15 protein-coding genes are annotated in these 16801 nt (G+C 67.6%); 12 read left to right on the top strand and 3 right to left on the bottom strand.

All coding sequences use genetic code 11. The features are described 5' to 3' along the window. From QM841_RS00620 to QM841_RS00655, 8 genes are all read left to right on the top strand, one after another. The gene (locus QM841_RS00620) at window positions 1-1056 is read left to right on the top strand and encodes an MCE family protein (protein ID WP_283330553.1); all 1056 of its coding nucleotides are present in this window, start codon (window positions 1-3) and stop codon (window positions 1054-1056) included. Continuing rightward, window positions 1053-2345 carry an MCE family protein gene (locus QM841_RS00625; protein ID WP_280778855.1) on the top strand — a complete coding sequence of 431 codons (1293 nt, stop codon included), beginning with the start codon at window positions 1053-1055 and terminating at the stop codon, window positions 2343-2345. The genes QM841_RS00620 and QM841_RS00625 overlap by 4 nt, the downstream gene beginning before the upstream one ends. Continuing rightward, on the top strand, window positions 2342-3571 hold the full coding sequence (locus tag QM841_RS00630) for an MCE family protein (protein ID WP_283330554.1): 1230 nt from the start codon (window positions 2342-2344) through the stop codon (window positions 3569-3571). The genes QM841_RS00625 and QM841_RS00630 overlap by 4 nt, the downstream gene beginning before the upstream one ends. After that, window positions 3568-4983, top strand: a complete 1416-nt coding sequence (locus QM841_RS00635; RefSeq protein WP_283330555.1) for an MCE family protein — start codon at window positions 3568-3570, stop codon at window positions 4981-4983. Before QM841_RS00630 ends, QM841_RS00635 begins: the two co-directional genes overlap by 4 nt. Further along, on the top strand, window positions 4980-5723 hold the full coding sequence (locus tag QM841_RS00640) for an Rv1363c family protein (protein ID WP_283330556.1): 744 nt from the start codon (window positions 4980-4982) through the stop codon (window positions 5721-5723). Before QM841_RS00635 ends, QM841_RS00640 begins: the two co-directional genes overlap by 4 nt. Beyond that, window positions 5720-6238 (top strand): Rv1363c family protein, encoded by a 519-nt coding sequence (locus QM841_RS00645; RefSeq protein WP_283292838.1) that lies wholly within the window; start codon window positions 5720-5722, stop codon window positions 6236-6238. Before QM841_RS00640 ends, QM841_RS00645 begins: the two co-directional genes overlap by 4 nt. A gap of 2 nt (window positions 6239-6240) precedes the next feature. Continuing rightward, a complete protein-coding gene (locus tag QM841_RS00650) occupies window positions 6241-7065 on the top strand; it encodes a nuclear transport factor 2 family protein (protein WP_283330557.1) in 825 nt (274 codons plus the stop codon). A gap of 88 nt (window positions 7066-7153) precedes the next feature. Next, the gene (locus QM841_RS00655) at window positions 7154-8164 is read left to right on the top strand and encodes an NAD-dependent epimerase/dehydratase family protein (protein ID WP_283330558.1); all 1011 of its coding nucleotides are present in this window, start codon (window positions 7154-7156) and stop codon (window positions 8162-8164) included. On the opposite strand, the gene QM841_RS00660 is transcribed toward QM841_RS00655, so the two are convergent. Both QM841_RS00660 and QM841_RS00665 read right to left on the bottom strand, forming a co-directional pair. After that, the gene (locus tag QM841_RS00660; RefSeq protein WP_105412841.1) at window positions 8134-9681 is read right to left on the bottom strand and encodes an alpha,alpha-trehalose-phosphate synthase (UDP-forming); all 1548 of its coding nucleotides are present in this window, start codon (window positions 9679-9681) and stop codon (window positions 8134-8136) included. The genes QM841_RS00655 and QM841_RS00660 overlap by 31 nt on opposite strands. A 33-nt stretch (window positions 9682-9714) precedes the next feature. Then, window positions 9715-9888, bottom strand: coding sequence for a hypothetical protein (locus tag QM841_RS00665; RefSeq protein WP_005262874.1), 174 nt, complete (start codon window positions 9886-9888; stop codon window positions 9715-9717). Window positions 9889-10055: 167 nt separating this feature from the next. Here QM841_RS00665 and QM841_RS00670 point away from each other — a divergent pair, with 167 nt between their 5' ends. Then, entirely contained in the window at window positions 10056-11759 is a 1704-nt protein-coding gene (locus QM841_RS00670) for an ABC transporter ATP-binding protein (RefSeq protein ID WP_283330559.1), read from the top strand. Continuing rightward, a complete protein-coding gene (locus QM841_RS00675; protein ID WP_283330560.1) occupies window positions 11756-13504 on the top strand; it encodes an ABC transporter ATP-binding protein in 1749 nt (582 codons plus the stop codon). Before QM841_RS00670 ends, QM841_RS00675 begins: the two co-directional genes overlap by 4 nt. 58 nt (window positions 13505-13562) lie before the next feature. Here the strand turns inward: QM841_RS00675 and QM841_RS00680 are convergent, their stop codons facing one another. Further along, a complete protein-coding gene (locus QM841_RS00680; protein ID WP_105412844.1) occupies window positions 13563-14498 on the bottom strand; it encodes a methionyl-tRNA formyltransferase in 936 nt (311 codons plus the stop codon). 110 nt (window positions 14499-14608) lie between these two features. Between QM841_RS00680 and QM841_RS00685 the strand changes: the two genes are divergently transcribed. Next, on the top strand, window positions 14609-15412 hold the full coding sequence (locus QM841_RS00685) for an alpha/beta fold hydrolase (protein ID WP_105412845.1): 804 nt from the start codon (window positions 14609-14611) through the stop codon (window positions 15410-15412). Between the two features lie 44 nt (window positions 15413-15456). Further along, window positions 15457-16656, top strand: a complete 1200-nt coding sequence (locus QM841_RS00690) for a sensor domain-containing diguanylate cyclase (RefSeq protein WP_283330561.1) — start codon at window positions 15457-15459, stop codon at window positions 16654-16656. Window positions 16657-16801 lie beyond the last annotated feature (145 nt).

Below are 16801 nucleotides of genomic sequence, written 5' to 3' on the forward strand. Positions count from 1 at the left end.
ATGAAACGCGAACGTAATCCCGTACAGGTGGGAATCATCGGTGTCGCCATCGCGAGCATGATCGTGATCGCGACCCTGCAATACGATCAGCTGCAATTCCTTTCGGGCGGAACGCAGTACTCCGCCTACTTCGAGGACGCGGGTGGGCTGATGACCGGCGACGCGGTGACGCTCGCCGGCGTCGACGTCGGGAAGGTCGCCGACGTCGAACTCGATGAGCAGCACGTGCTCGTCAGGTTCACGATCGAGGACGGCATCGTCCTGGGCGACGCCACCGAGGCGAACATCAAGACCAACACCGTTCTCGGGCGCAAGTCGCTGGCCGTCACCCCGCTCGGGTACGAGACGATGCCGGTGGGGTCGACGATTCCGTTGGAACGCACCAACTCTCCGTACTCCCTCAACGACGCGCTCGGCGACCTGTCGAACACCGTGTCCGAGCTCGACACCGACGAGGTCAACAACGCGTTGAACGCGATGTCCGGCGCTCTCGAGAACACACCGCCCGAGCTGCGCACCGCACTGGACGGCCTGACCCGGTTGTCGGAGAGCATCAATTCGCGGGACGAGACGCTGCGACAGCTGCTCTCGCGTGCCGAGAACGTGACCGGAATCCTCGCCGAGCGCAGCGGGCAGATCAACTCGCTGATCGTCGACGGGAACCAGCTGTTCGGCGAGCTCGACCGTCGCCGCACGGCGATCAGCCAGCTGATCGTGAACATTTCCGCGGTGTCCCGGCAGCTCACGGGATTGGTCCAGGACAACGAGGAGCAGATGAAACCGACGCTCGACAAACTGAACTCGGTGGTCGACGTCCTGCAGCGGAACAAGGACAACATCTCGCAGGCTCTCGACGGCCTCGCGCCGTACGCCACTCAGCTCGGGGAATCGGTCGGTAGCGGTCCGTTCTTCATGGCGTACGTCTACAACATCGGCATCGGCAACCTGTTCCAGGGGCTCAGCGACGCGGTGACGTGGCCGGAGCACCTCCCCAACGACCTCCAGGCCTACCTGCAGACAGGTCCGTCCATCGAGCTGAGGGAACCGCCGCGATGACGACGAACCCGGAAATCACCAACACGCGGAAGAAGTGGCTGATTCGCGGCGGCGTCGCCGCGGTCGTCGTGGTGCTGATCGTGGGCGCCGCAGTGATGTTCGTGCCCAAGCTCTTCCAGAACACGATCACCGCGTACTTCCCGACGACCACCGGGCTGTATTCGGGCGACGACGTCCGCGTCCTCGGTGTGAAGGTGGGGACGATCGACTCGATCGAGCCCGGTGCCGATTTCGCACGGGTCACGATGAACGTGCAGAAGAGCGTCGACATCCCGGCGGACGCGAAGGCCGTCATCGTCGCACCCAGCCTGGTGTCGGGACGGTTCGTGCAGCTGACACCCGTCTACGCGGGTGGGCCGACGATGGGCGACGGCGCGAGCATCCCCGTGGAGCGCACCGCCGTCCCGGTGGAGTGGGACGAGATCAAGACCGAGCTGAACAAGCTGTCGGAGGCGCTCGGACCGCAGGGCGCCGACCCGCAGGGCTCGCTCGGCACGTTCATCGACACCGCCGCCGACAATCTCGACGGCAACGGAGAGTCGTTGCGGAACACGCTGCGGGAACTGTCGGAGACCATGCGGACCCTGTCCGACGGCCGGACCGACCTGTTCTCCACCATCCGCAACCTGCAGACGTTCGTGGCCGCACTGTCGTCGAGCAACGAGCAGATCGTCCAGTTCGAGGGCAGGCTTGCGTCGGTGTCGAATATGCTCGCCACCAACTCCGACGAACTCGGAACCGCGCTGAACGATCTCGACCTCGCACTCGGCGACGTCAACCGGTTCGTCGTGGAGAACCGGGCAAGCCTCAGCGAGCAGGTCGGCCGCCTGGCCGACGCCACCCAGGTGCTCGCCGACAAGAGGCCGCAGATCGAGCAGGTGCTCCACGTCGCGCCCACGGCGCTGGCCAACTTCAGCAACATCTACAAGCCGGCGCAGGGATCACTGGTCGGTGCGGTCGCGATGGCGAACTTCGGGAACCCGGTGAACTTCATGTGCGGTGCCATCCAGAGCCTGCAGGCCAATGAGGCGAACCGAAGCGCGGACCTGTGCACGCAGTACCTGTCGCCGGTCCTGAACTCGCTGACGGCGAACTACCTGCCCATCCTCACCAACCCGACGACGGGGGTGAACGCATTCCCCGACCAGATCGAATTCACGCCGCCGAGCCTCGGGGCCTCCGTACCCCCGCGGTCCGCGCCGCCGATGACCGGGGCCCTCGCCGGGATGCCGACCGTCGCCGTGCCCAAGGACCTCAACGATCTGCTGCAGCCGGGAGGTGGGCGATGACGAAGCGCACACGGTTGCGTCGCGGCGCCATCGCGGCTGTGGCGATCACGTTGTCCCTCACCCTGACCGGGTGCGAGTGGGAAGGGCTGAACTCGCTTCCCCTGCCGGGCACCGAGGGACAGGGCGACGACGCGTACACGGTCGAGATCCAGATGCCCAATGTCACGACGCTGTCGCAGAACTCGCCGGTCCGCGTGAACGACGTGACGGTGGGTTCGGTGACGGGCATCGACGTGCAGGACTGGCATGCACTGGTCACCGTCTCGATCAACGGCGACGTCCAACTGCCTGCCAATGCGACGGCCAAGATCGGCCAGACCAGCCTCCTCGGCTCGCAGCACCTCGAACTGGCTCCGCCGACCGACGCCGAGCCCGAAGGCCGGCTCGAGAACGGCGACGTGATCCCCATCGAGCGGGCGGGCGCCTACCCGACCACCGAGCAGACGTTGTCGTCACTGTCGGTGGTGCTCAACGGTGGCGGCATCGCCCAGATCCACGACATCACCCAGGAACTCAACGCCGCACTGGGTGGCCGGGAGGACTCGATCCGGGATCTTCTCCCGCAGCTCGACCAGCTCGTCACGAGCCTGGATCAGCAGCGCGGCGACATCATCGGCGCGATGGAGGGACTCGACCGGTTGGCGGGCACCGTCAACGAGCAGAAGGCCACCCTGGACGCGGCGCTGGACGGCATCCCGCCCGCGCTGGAAGTGCTCGTCACCCAACGGCAGAACCTCACCACCGCGCTGGTCGAGGTGGGCAAGCTCAGCGACACCGCTTCCCGTCTCGTGGAGAACAGCGGCGAGGAACTGAAAGCGAACCTGGCAAACCTGACACCGGTGCTGCGTGAACTCGCCAACTCGGGTAGCGCGCTGACCGAGGTGCTGACCCTGATGCTCACGTACCCGTTCCCGATGAAGACGATGGACAAGGCGATTCAGGGTGATTACGCGAACCTCATGATGACGATCGACATGACCAACGAACGCGTCGACAGCAACTTCCTGACCGGAACCGGCCTCGGCGGATCGCTCGGCGGCGTCGAGGGCGCCGTGGGATCGCTCGCCGGGGTGGCGGGGCAGTCGGGCAATCCCCTGCAGGCACCCCTGCAGCCGGCTCCGAAGCCGGCACCCGCACCGCCGATGATTCCGGGTCTTCCACAGATACCCGGACTGCCGCAGATCCCGGGCCTTCCGCCGCAATTGGGAGGGGCGCCTACGCCATGAGAATGACGAGATTCGTTCGCATTCAGCTGATCATCTTCTCGATTCTCACCGTCATCGGGCTCGTGGTGATGTCGATCCAGTACGTGAAGGTGCCGGTGCTGTTCGGCGTCGGGCGCTACGAAGTCAGCGTCCGACTGCCGTCCACCGGTGGGCTCTACTCGCACGCCAATGTCGCTTACCGCGGCACCAACATCGGTGTCGTCGAGAACGTGACGCTCACCGGCGACGGTGTGGAAGCGAAGATGTCACTCGACAGCGACTACAAGATTCCGGCCGACGTCGACGCGGCAGTCAAGAGCGTGTCGGCGGTCGGCGAGCAGTACGTCGATCTGATTCCCCGGGACGGCGCCGCCGAGGCCGACGGCCCGTACCTCGCGGACGGCGACGTGATCCCGTTGGACCGGGCCACCATTCCGCAGGACGTCGGCGAAATGCTCGACCAGGCCGACGAACTGCTCGCCAGCATTTCGGACACCAGGCTGCAGACGGTGATCGACGAGGCGTTCACGGCGTTCAACGGATCGGGCCCCGACCTGCAGCGGCTCATCGACTCGGCCCGGTTGTTCGTCGAGGAGGCCGATGCGAACAGCGACGCGACGAAGGCCCTGATCGACCAGGTCGGCCCACTGCTCGACACCCAGGTGGTCAGCAGCGACGCCATCCGGTCGTGGACCCAGGACCTGGTGACGTTCACCGACCAGTTGCGGGCGAGCGACCCGAGCCTGCGGTCGGTGCTGGAGAAGGGCCCGGGAACGGCGCAGGAAGCCACCCGGCTGTTCCAGGACCTGCAACCGACACTGCCGATTCTGCTGCGGAATCTGGTGAGCGTCGGCCAGGTCGGGGTGATCTACAACAAGAGCATCGAACAGGTGCTGGTCATCTACCCACCCCTGACCGCGGCGCTCGTGACGGCCGCGACCGGCGGGCCGGTGGAGGACGGCGCGATTGTCGACTTCGCCCTGCAACTGCACGACCCGCCGGCCTGCACGACGGGATTCCTGCCCCCGGAGCAACGCCGGTCGGGAGATCAGACCGACCCGATCGCGACACCGAACGACCTGTACTGCAAGGCCGCTCCGGACGACCCGTCCGTGGTGCGCGGCGCGCGGAACCTGCCGTGCATGGAGTTCCCGGGACGTCGCGCGCCGACGGTCGAGGCGTGCCGCGAGGGCTGGGAGGCGTCGGGCAACAACCCGCCGTACGGGCCGATCATGCCGCCGGATGTACCCTCGTACACAGCCGTTCCGAGTTCCTACGAAGGCGCCGCGGGTGCACCGGTCGCGGCCGTGCCCTACGACCCGGCCACCGGTAGCTTCATTGGTTCGGATGGAAAGACGTACACCCAACCGGATCTGGCGGTGCAGGGAAAGGACTCGACGTGGCAGACGATGATGACAGGTCAGCAGATTTGAGTTCCAGCACAGACGAGCGCGCAACCGACTCCGCGGAGCAGGCGACCGAGCAGAGCTCCGCGGCGAAGGACCGGAGCAGGCGAAGAGCGGTCCGGCACGCCGGCCCGCCGGTGGGGGAGACCGAGGCCCCGAAGCCGGTGGTCCTGGCCAAGCCGACAGACGCGAACGCCGCGCCCGAGGCGGAAAAGGTGTCGACGGCGAAGGTCGCGTCCCCGGACGCTCCGGCGCCCGACGCGCCGAAGCAGCGTCGTCCCCTGAAGTCGTTGCTCGCGTGGGGTGTTACCGCGGCGGTCGTCGTCGCACTGGTCGTCGCGGCGGTGGTCCTGCTGCTCGACCAACAGTCCGCACAGGAACGGGACGACCGCCGTCAGGCCTTCGTCGACACGGCCCGGCAGACGGTGCTCAACCTGACAACCATCCATCCCGAGACCGCGAAGGAAGACGTCGACCGGATCATCGCCGGCGCGTCGGGTCAGTTCCTCGAAGAGTTCCAGGGCCGTGAGGATCCGTTCGTCGGCGTCGTGCGGGATGCGAATGTGACTACCGAGGGCCAGGTTGTCGAGGCCGGTGTCGAGAACGGGAGCGAGACCTCGATCTCGGCGAACGTTCTGGTGGCCGCGCGGACGATGGTCAGCAGCAAGGAACAGCCCGAACCCTCACCGCGCGACTTCCGAATGCGAGTGACCGTCAGCGACGTCGACGGAAAGTTGACCGCATCGAAGGTGGAGTTCGTCCCATGACCGACAACAACGAAGACAAGCGAAAGTTCGCCGTCACCAAGCAGACAGCGCTGAAGATCGCGGCCGCGGTCGTGGTGGTCGCCCTCGCGGTGGTGGTGGGTTTCCTCTGGTACGACCACCGGCAGGACCAACTCGCGGAGCAGGCGCGCACCGAGGCCGTCGACGCCGCGGGCAAGCAGGCCGTCGCGATGCTGGCGTACGACTTCGCCGACGTCGACAACCAGTTGGCGGCTGCCGCAGACGGACTCACCGGTTCTTTCCGCGACGACTACACCACGCTCGTGCAGGAAACGATCGCGCCGGGCGCCAAGGAGAAGCAACTCACCGTGCAGGTGTCGGTGCAGGCCGCGGCGCCCGTGTCGACCACACCCGACGAGGCGGTGGTTCTGCTGTACCTCAACCAGACGACGACGAGCGCCGACGCTCCCGACGCCCGGACGTCGGGCAGCCGCGTGCGGGTGTCGCTGCAGAAGGTCGACGACGACTGGCTCGTCGATCAGCTGACCCCGGTGTAGCGGTGCCGGACTCCACGCCGACCGTGGCGGAACTCCTTGCTGTCGTGGGGCGTTCACCGTCCGCGGTCGCGGTGCACGACCGCGCCGCGTGGGTCGGGCTGTTCTCGGACGGCGCTCGGGTCAACGACCCGGTGGGCTCGCGGCCACACGTCGGCACGAAGGCGATCGAACGGTTCTACGACACGTTCATCGCCCCCAATTCGATCACATTCCATGTGAAGCGGGACGTGGTGTGCGGAATGACCGTGGTCCGCGACCTCGACCTCGAGACCCGGATGTCGACGGGAGTGGTGCTGACGGTGCCGATGCACCTGCGCTACGACCTGGTGGCGGAGTCGGGTGTCGTGGCCGTCGACGGGTTGTATGCGCACTGGGAACTGTCCGTGATGATCGCCCAGTTGGCCGCGGCGGGGTGGCGGGGCGCGGCGGCGTCGGTGAAGCTGGCGCCGCAACTTCTCGCGAATCAGGGCGTTCTCGGTGTAACAGGTTTCATGCGAGGCCTGCGGACCGTCGGGCGTCCGGGCAGGAATGCCGCCATCGGATTTCTGGTCGCCGTCCGCCGTCAGGACGCGGCCGCAATGTCGGAGAGGCTTGCTCCCGGTGCGGTTCTCGAACTGTCACCGGATGCCCCGCTCTCGCCCACTCACTTCGCGGACAGTCTCCGTGACCTGCAGTGGAGCAAGATGATCGTGGCGGGGCGTGCCGTGACCGCATCCGTGCGCGCTGCCGGGTGGGAGGGTGTGGCCCTGCTGGAGTTCGCACACCGATCCCACGAGATCGCACGAGTGCGGATGTTCGTCGAGGCAGTCACCCCCTTCACAAAATGAAACAAGTTCTAGTACTGTCGGGGTCTCCTGGCCGATTGCCGACGCACGACGCTGCGTTGCCTGGCCACAACCGAACGGGGAGTCGTCGATGAAGGTTGCAGTAACCGGCGCCGCGGGATTCGTGGGCAACAATCTGCTGAATCTGCTGGTCGAGGCGGGGCACGAGGTGACCGCAATCGACCGCGTGCGTTCCCGGTACGCACCCGAATACGGGGTCACGTGGGTGAATGCCGATGTACTCGACGTCGAATCCATGAAGCGGGCGCTGGACGGCGCCGAGGTGGTCTACCACCTGGTCGCGATGATCACCCTCGCCCAGAAGGACGACCTGGCCTGGACCGTCAACACCAAGGGCGTGCGTACCGTCGCCGAAGCCGCTCTCGCAGTGGGTGTTCGGCGGATGGTGCATTGCAGTTCGGTGCACTCCTTCGATCAGAGCAATTGCGGCGGAACGCTCGACGAGAACTCACCCCGGTCCGTCGACGCGTCGATCCCGGTGTACGACAGGTCCAAATGGGCGGGCGAGATCGAACTCAGTGAGGTGGTCGAGGCCGGGCTCGATGCGGTGATCTGCAATCCCACCGGGGTGTACGGGCCCGTCGACTACGGACTGTCGCGGGTGAACGCATTGCTGCGCAACGCCGCTCGCGGCCGGGTTCCCGCGGCGGTGCAGGGCGGTTTCGACTTCGTCGACGTCCGCGACGTCGCCGCCGGACTGATCGCCGCCGGGGAAAAGGGCCGGACCGGTGAGAACTACCTGATCTCGGGGCACATGCTCGGCATGCACGATGCCGTGAGGAGGGCTGCGCGTGCGGCGGGTCGTCGGGGGCCGCTGTACTCGTTCCCACTCAGCGTCATCGAACGCGTGCTGCCGATCGCCGAACCGATCGGGGCCCGGTTCGGATCCGACGTTCTGTCACGGTCGGCGATGTCGGCGCTGCTCGCGGCGCCCGTCATCGACGGCTCCAAGGCGCGGTCCGAACTCGGCTACGTTCCGCGTCCCGCCGACGAGACGATCCGCGACTTCGTCGGCTTCCTGGTGACGTCCGGTCAGCTGAGCCGGGGAGGTCAGTTCTCCCCGGTCGCGTCCTCGTTGTAGTCGGACTCGGAAGCCTCAGCGGGCGCGATCAGCGCGGGGCCGGCGGCGCCGCCGTGAGCGAGGGCGTCGAGGAAGGACCTGGCCCACCGGTCGACGTCGTGTGCGAGGACCTGCCTGCGCAGGGCCCGCATGTGGCGTCGGCCGTCCTCCTTCGGCTGGCCCAGGGCCTGCTCCATCGCGTCCTTGACACTGTCGAGATCGTGCGGATTGCACAGGAACGCCTGACGCAGTTCGGCGGCCGCGCCGGTGAACTCGCTGAGCAGCAGTGCGCCGCCGAGATCACTGCGGCACGCCACGTACTCCTTGGCGACGAGGTTCATGCCGTCACGCAGCGGAGTCACCAGCATCACGTCGGCGGCGACGAAGAACGCGATCAGCTCCTCGCGGGGGATCGGCCGGTGCAGGTAGTGCACCACCGGCCTGCCGACCTCGCTGTACTCGCCGTTGATCCGCGACACCTTGCGTTCGATGTCGTCGCGCATCTGCACGTAGCTGTCGACCCGCTCGCGGCTCGGCGTGGCCAACTGCACCATCACCGTGTCGGCCGGGTCGATGCGCTGCTCGTCGAGCAACTCGTGCAGCGCGGCGAGGCGGACGTCGATGCCCTTCGTGTAATCGAGGCGGTCGACGCCGAGCATGATGTGTTTGGGATTGCCCAGTTCCTTGCGGATCTTCTTGGCGCGGTCCCGGATCGACTTGGATCGGGACTGTTCGTCCAGCTGCCCCGAATCGATGGAGATCGGAAACGCGCCGACGCGCACGGTGCGGAATCCCACCTGCACGACGCCGAGCTTGGAGCGCACGCCCACGTTGCCGCGGGACGTCTGCTGACCGGCGAGTTTGCGGGCCAGGTAGAGGAAGTTCTGGGCACCGCCCGGGAGGTGGAACCCGATCAGGTCGGCGCCGAGCAGGCCCTCGATGATCTCGGTGCGCCACGGCATCTGCATGAACAGTTCCACCGGCGGGAACGGAATGTGCAGGAAGAATCCGATGGTGAGGTCGGGGCGAAGCATGCGCAGCATCTTCGGAACGAGCTGCAGCTGATAGTCCTGGATCCATACCGTGGCGCCGTGCGCGGCCGCCTTCGACGTGGCCTCCGCGAAGCGCCGGTTGACCTCGACGTAGGCGTTCCACCAGTCGCGGTTGTACTCGGGCTTGACGATGACGTCGTGGTACAGCGGCCAGAGGGTGGCGTTGGAGAAGCCCTCGTAGTAGTCGGCGATCTCCGCGGCGCTCAGCGGAACCGGGTAGAGCTCCAGGTCGTCCTCGACGACGGGATCGAGCTCGGCGTCCGCGACCCCCGCCCAGCCGACCCATGCGCCCTTGTTGCGGCGCAGGATCGGCTCGAGCGCGGTGACGAGGCCACCGGGGCTGCGCTTCCAGCGTGTGGTGCCGTCCGGAAGGCGTTCGAGGTCGACGGGGAGTCGGTTCGCGACGACGACGAAGTCGGCTTGCCCGGAAACAGGATCAGAAGTCGAGCGTGATGACGATGCTGACGATTCCGAACTGGCAGCCACGGGCTTCCTTCGCAGTCGAAGTGGATGAAATTCTCAGTCGAGCTTGCTGGTGGGTCCGATTCCGAGCATGGAGAGCAGCATCCTGCACTCGTCGGCATCTTCGGCGTATGCAGCGACAACGCGCTGCGCCTGGCGGGCGGTCTCGTCGGCTAGGGGTTCGAGATCCTCGTCCGCGATGTCGTTTTCGGCGGTCGTCTTCGCGGCCATCTTTGTCCTCTCGGGCTTGCTGCTGCGTCACGCGCAGTAGTTCGTATCGGCGACTCTATGAGAACCGGGCATGTCAACGCTAGTTGCCCATCGATTAGGGTTCATCTAGTTAGGGTCTGCTTACTTCGTTGGTGGGTGGGGAAGCGTCGGCGTTGGGAGTTACGCGCGTGAAGACTGGTGGCACCGCAATTCTGCGTCGCACGCTGGTGCGGAATCGTGTTCGGCTGGGGATCGGCACCGTGCTCGTCTGCCTGCACCAGGTGGCCGAGACACTGGTCCCGATATCGATCGGCGTGATCGTCGACCGGGCCGTCGCGACCGGAGACGTGTTCGCTCTCGCGGTGTGGCTGTGCGCCCTGGCGCTGCTGTTCCTGGTGCTCACCGCGGCGTGGCGGTTCGGTGCGCGGTTCATCGTCGTGGCGATGCAGAACGAGGCCCACCAGCTGCGGATGGAGGTCGCGCACCGCATCCTCGACCCGCGGGGAGTGCGCACCGACCTGCGGGCCGGTGAGCTGCTGTCCGTGTCGACGTCGGACGCCGACCGCGCGGCCTGGATCGCGGACATCACACCGCGGGCCGCGGCGGCCCTCACCGCGGCGATCGGATCCGCCGTCGCCCTGCTGCTGATCGACGTTCCCCTCGGACTCGCCGTTCTGATCGGCACCCCCGTGATCCTCGGTCTCCTCCAACTCGCGGCGCCGCTGATCACCCGCCGGGCCACCGATCAGCAGGCCGCCGTCGCCCGGGCATCCGCCATGGCCACCGACCTCGTGAGCGGGCTCCGGCCCCTGCGCGGGATCGGCGCAGAGGTGTCGGCGTCGCGGCGATACCGGACGGTCAGCCGCGACGCGCTCGGCGCCACCCTGCACACGGCGAAGAGTTCCGCCGTGTTCGCCGGGGTGTCGATGACCGTCAGCGCCCTCCTCGCCGTCGGTGTCGCGGGTGTCGCCGGCTGGTTCGCCCTCGAGGGACGCATCACCATCGGTGAACTGATCACCGTCGTCGGACTGTCCCAGTTCTTCATCGAACCGCTCGGCGTCCTGGCCGGCCTGCCCGGGTTCCTCGCCCTCGCCCGCGCGTCGGCGGACCGTCTCGCCCTGGTCCTGGACGCGGAACCCCTGCTGCCCGCCGGGTCCGGCCGGACACTCGACGGCAGCGAACTCAGCCTGAGCGGCGTGTCCTACCGGTCCCTGAGCGCGCTGGATCTCCGGGTCACCCCCGGCGAACTGCTCGGTGTCGTCGCGTACCGCCCGCAGGACGCGGAGGCGCTGGCCGCGCTGCTGTCCGGGCAGGTTCCGCCCGATCGGTACGACGGCGAACTGACGGTGGGCGGAGTGCGGTTGTCGGACGCGGATCTCGCGCAGGCCCGCCGGGCGCTGCTCGTCGAGCCGCACAACGGCGACCTGTTCTCCGGAACCGTCGCGTCGAACGTGACCGCGGGCAGACCCGGCGCCACGGCGTCCGAGGTGCAGGCGGCGCTCTCCGCGTCCGCGGCGGTGGACGTCGTCGAAGCACACCCCGAGGGCCTCGACCACGAGGTCGCCGACCGTGGGTCCTCGCTGTCCGGCGGTCAGCGGCAGCGGGTCGCCCTCGCGCGTGCACTGGTGGCGCAGTCGCCGGTGATGGTGCTGCACGATCCGACGACCGCGGTGGACGCGGTCACCGAACACACGATCGCGGGCGGCATCGCGGACCTGCGGCATCGCGACTCCGAGGACCGGCAGACGACGATCCTCATCACGAGCAGCCCCGCGCTGCTGTCCGTGACCGACCGCGTCGTCGTCCTCGACGACGGAACGGTGGTCGGCGAGGGCACGCACTCGCAATTGGCGACCGAGAACGCGAACTACCGTCAGGCGGTCCTGCGATGAGTGAACTTCTGCCCATCGCGAACGCACGCGACACGTGGGCGTGGCTGAAGTTTGAACTGGGACGCCGCCGCGGCCGGAGCGTCGTCACCCTGCTGGTCGCCGCCGTCGCGGCCGGTATGGCGCTGGTCCCCGTCTATGTCTTCGGCGTCCTCGTCGACCGGGTGCAGGACGGTGCGCCGCCGTCCACCATCGGGTGGGTGGTCGCGGTGATCGCGTCCGCCGCCGTGATCGGCGGTGTGTGCGCCGGGTTCGCGTCGTTCCTGATCCGCAGCCTCGGCGAGGGAATCCTGGCGGATCTGCGCGAACGCACCGTCGACCGGGCGCTCCGGCTGCCGATCCAGACGGTCGAACGGGTCGGCAAGGGCGACCTGCTGTCGCGGGTCGGCGACGACGTCGCGGTGATCGGCAAGGCCGTCACCGACGTGGTCCCCAACCTCGTCACGGCGGTCCTGCTGGTGGTGCTGAGCATGGTCACGATGCTCGGCATCGACTGGCGGCTCGGGCTCGCAGGCATGGTCGCGCTGCCGATGTACGCGCTGGCGATGCGCTGGTACCTGCCGCGGTCCGCACCGGTGTACGCCGCCGAACGCGTGGCGATGGGAGAGCGTTCGCAGGCCCTGATCAGCAGCATGCAGGGTGCCCGGACGGTGCGCGCCTACGGTCTGGAAGACAGCCATCTGGCGCAGATCAACGGTGCGTCGGAACAGGCCCGCGACCTGTCCGTCGGCGTCTTCGCACTGTTCACCCGGTTCGCTGGGCGCGGCAACCGGGCCGAGTTCGTGGGGCTCGCCACCATCCTCGCCGCCGGATTCGCCCTGGTGAACGCGGACATCGTCACCGTCGGCCAAACCACAACCGCGGCACTGCTCTTCCACCGGTTGTTCAATCCGATCGGCATGCTGATGTACACGTTCGACGAGGTGCAGTCGGCGGGTGCGAGCCTGGCCCGGCTCGTCGGCGTCGTCGACCTCGACGACGAGTCGGGCACCGGGACCGCCGCCGTCCGGGAGGCCGCCGATTCGACGCTCGAACTCGCCGACGTCCGGCACACCTACGACGGCACCCACGAAGTGGTGCACGGCATCAGCCTGCACGTGAAGTCCGGTGAACGTGTCGCCCTCGTCGGCTCGACCGGAGCGGGCAAGACGACGGTCGCGGCGATCGCGGCCGGCTCGATCGTCCCGACGTCCGGGTCGGTGCGCATCGGCGGCACCGCGCTGCCCGATCTGGAGCCGGGGGGTCTCCGCCGTCTGGTCGCCATCGTCAGCCAGGAAGTCCACGTGTTCGCCGGACCGCTGATCGACGACCTTCGGCTCGCCGCACCCGACGCCTCCGAGGAGGACGCGGCGATGGCACTGAAGGCCGTCGGCGCCGACGGCTGGGTGAACGCACTGGACGACGGCGTCCAGACCGTGGTCGGGGAGGGCGGCCACGAACTGACCGCCGCCCAGGCACAGCAACTGGCTCTGGCGCGACTCGTCCTCGCCAACCCGTCGGTCGCGATCCTGGACGAGGCGACCGCCGAAGCCGGCAGCGCGGGTGCGCGGGAACTCGAGGCGTCGGCCGAGGCCGCGACCCGTGGTCGCACGACGCTGGTGGTGGCCCACCGGTTGACGCAGGCGGCCGCCGCCGATCGGGTCGTCGTCCTCGAACACGGCCGGATCGTCGAGCAGGGTCCACATGCCGATCTCGTCGCCGCGGGTGGGCGCTACGCCGAACTCTGGTCGGCGTGGGAGGGGCGGTAGGGCGTTCCGCCCCGTGCGCCTTTCTGGTAGCTCCCGCTACCAGAAAGGCGCACGGGCGTCAGCTGAGGTAGCCGCCGCCGTGGGGGAAGAATTCGGTGCCGGCGAGTTCGGTGCCGTCGTCGAGCCGGACGCGCTGGATCTTGAGGCCCTTGTTCTGACCCGTGCGAGCGTCGGGCCCGGCGACGATGACCATTCCGTCGCCTTCGTGGATGAAGACACGCCCGGGCGTTCCACCGTAATTTCCTTCGGACACGGCGGCCTTCAGAACCCGGACACGCTGTCCCTTGTAATGGGTGAAGGCGTTCGGGTACGGGTCGGACTGCGCGCGGACGAGTCGTTCGATCGCGTCGGCGGGCCACGTCCAGTCGATGAGGCTGTCCTCGGGGGCACGCTTGTGGAAGAACGTGGCCTGCGAGCGGTCCTGTGGCGTCCAGTCCGTGCGACCGGACGCGATCAGCTCGAGTGCGTCGAGGGTGATCGGGCCGATCATGTCGACGGTGCGGTGGAACAGATCGGTGACGGTGTCCGTCGGCCCGACGGGCGTCGACCTCTGCAAAACGATGTCGCCGGCGTCGAGTTCCTCGTCCATCAGGTGCGCGGTGAGGCCTACTTCTTCTTCACCGTTGATGAGCGCCCAGATGAGCGGGGAGAATCCTGTGTACTTGGGCAGGAGCGAGTCGTGAATATTGAGGGTGCCGTAGCGGGGAGAGTCGAAGACGTCCCGTGGCAGCCAGGTGCGCCAGTTGTTGGCGACGACGATGTCGGGGTCGGCCTGCTTCAGCGCGGACTTGAAGTTTTCGTCCGGCTTGGTGGCGATGTGCACGGGCACCCCGTGCTCGGTGGCCAGGTCGGCGACGGAGTCCGCCCACATCTGTTCGTAGACGTGGTCGCTCTTGGGGTGGGTGATCGCGAGGACGACCTCATGGTCGGACTGGAGCAGGGCCTGCAGGGTACGGTGACCCCAGGTTTGATATCCGAGTGTGGCGACTCTCAACGCGGTCCTCCTGGACGAGCTTGTCGGTCAGCGCCGCATGCAAGCGGCCGCCAAGCCAGCTTAGGCTATCCAATCTAAAACGGTGAGACCGCCCATGGAAGGAAGGCAACATGACGATCGCCACGATCAACGGGATCCCCCTGAATTACCAGGTCAAGGGATCCGGCGATTTAGTGGTGCTCATCATGGGAACCGGCAGCCCGGGACGGGTGTGGGATCTGCATCAGACCCCTGCGCTCATCGACGCCGGCTACCGCGTCTGTACGTTCGACAACCGAGGCATCGCGCCGTCCGGTGAGAGCGTCGACGGGATCACCATGGACGACCTCGTCGCCGACACTGCGGGACTGATCGAGCACCTCGGCGGCGGACCGGCCCGTGTCGTCGGCACCTCGATGGGTGCCCGCGTCGCGCAGGAACTGGCCCTGACCCGGCCCGACCTCGTGCACAAGGCGGCGTTCCTCGCCGGTCACGCCCGCATGGACTACTTCCAGCAAACCCTCACCGAGGGCGAGCGCGCCCTCCACGACAGTGGTGTCGAACTCCCGGCCAAGTACCGGGCCGCGGTGACTGCCGTGATGAATCTGTCGCCCGCGTCGCTCGTCGACCCGCACACGGCCCGCGACTGGCTCGACCTGTTCGAGTTCAGCGGCGGCCGGACGTCGGACGGCGTGCGCGCGCAGATGGAGATGGACCGCAGCTTCGATCGCAGGCAGGCATACCGGGCCATCACGACACCGTGCCTGTCCATCGGGTTCGCCGACGACAGGATGATCCCGCCGTATCTCTCGCGTGAGGTGGCCGAGGCGATCCCGTCGGCCCGGTACTACGAGATCCCCGACGTGGGGCATTACGGCTACCTCGAACAGCCCGAAGTGGTGAACAAGGTGCTGCTCGAGTTCCTCGCCAACTGACAATTCCGAGCGGCTGGGGCGATCACGGTGACGGCGAGGTTCTGATGGCGTTGGGTATTCCGCGCCTCGGGGTGGGCATCGTCCGGTACGACGTCGTGAACGGGGCCTTGTGGTGGGATGAAAAGGCCGCCGCCATCTTCGAGGACGACGGTTCCCGGCCACCGCTCGAATTGTGGCGGGAGCGGGTCCATTCCGAAGACATCGGCGCGGTGCGTCGCATGTTCGGTGACACCGCCGGGTCCGTCGGCGCGGAATGCGTGTTCCGCATCGTGCTGGCGGATCGGTCGACCCGGTACATCCTCACCCGCAGCATCGACGTCACCACCGACGCGTCCGGTGCCCCTGTCGAGCTGACGGGAGTGGTCATCGAACTCGGACACGTGGCCGGCCGGGACGTGCAGCTCGCGTCGTTGCTCGACCGGGTGGGCCTGGGGTTCATGGCGCTCGACGAGGACCTGCGGATCATCTACGTCAATTCCGGCTGCCTGCGGCACGTGCGGCGGTCGCGGGACGAACTGCTCGGCCGTGTCGTCACCGAGGTTCTTCCCGAAACGCAGGGCAGCTACTTCGACGCACTGTGCCGCAAGGTTCTCGCCACGGGCCGCGAGCAGCAGACCCGGGTGGACTCGCTGTACTCGCCGGGGATGACGATCGAGGTGACCGCCGCAGCCGATTCCGGCGCGCTGGTCGTGCATTTCCGGGACGTCACCGCGGAGATTACCGCTCAGCAGCAGGCGGAGGAGGCGCACGCGCTTCTTCTGCACGCTGCCACGCACGACAGTCTCACCGGACTGCTCAATCGCGCCGCTATCACGGAGCATCTGCAGCGTCTGTTCGAGCGTGGCGCGGGACCTGCTGTCGCGTTGTTCCTCGACGTCGACGGTTTCAAGGACGTCAACGACACCCGTGGGCATCGCGTCGGAGATCGCATCCTGCAGGGGGTGTCCGAGCATTTGCGCCTCGCGATGCGCGCGCCGGCCGCGGTCGGCAGGCTCGGCGGCGACGAGTTCGTCGCCATCCTTCCCGACGTCGACGAATACGACGTCGACGACGTGGTCACCCGGATGCTCGCGTCGATCACGACACCGATCGACGTCGGCGACGAACTCCTCGTCGTGACCCTCAGCGTGGGGATGGCGCGCAGCACGTCGGCGCGCACGGTCGACGAACTGCTCCATCATGCGGACATCGCCCTCTACGCCGCCAAGCGTCGCGGTGGGAACACGGCGGTCTGGCACCACTAGGTTGCTGGGCGGCTGCCCCCGGCGGTCGCCGCCACCACCGGCGTGCCGAACCCGCGAACGCGCGGTATGTTTACGCGGTCGAAGGCGACGTCGGGACCGCTTCGGCGGGGTGAATGCCGGCGGCGGTGCGGGGGACACGCGTTCG

It is taken from the genome of Rhodococcus sp. IEGM 1307, from assembly GCF_030056915.1.
Lineage (GTDB): Bacteria > Actinomycetota > Actinomycetes > Mycobacteriales > Mycobacteriaceae > Rhodococcus_F > Rhodococcus_F opacus_D.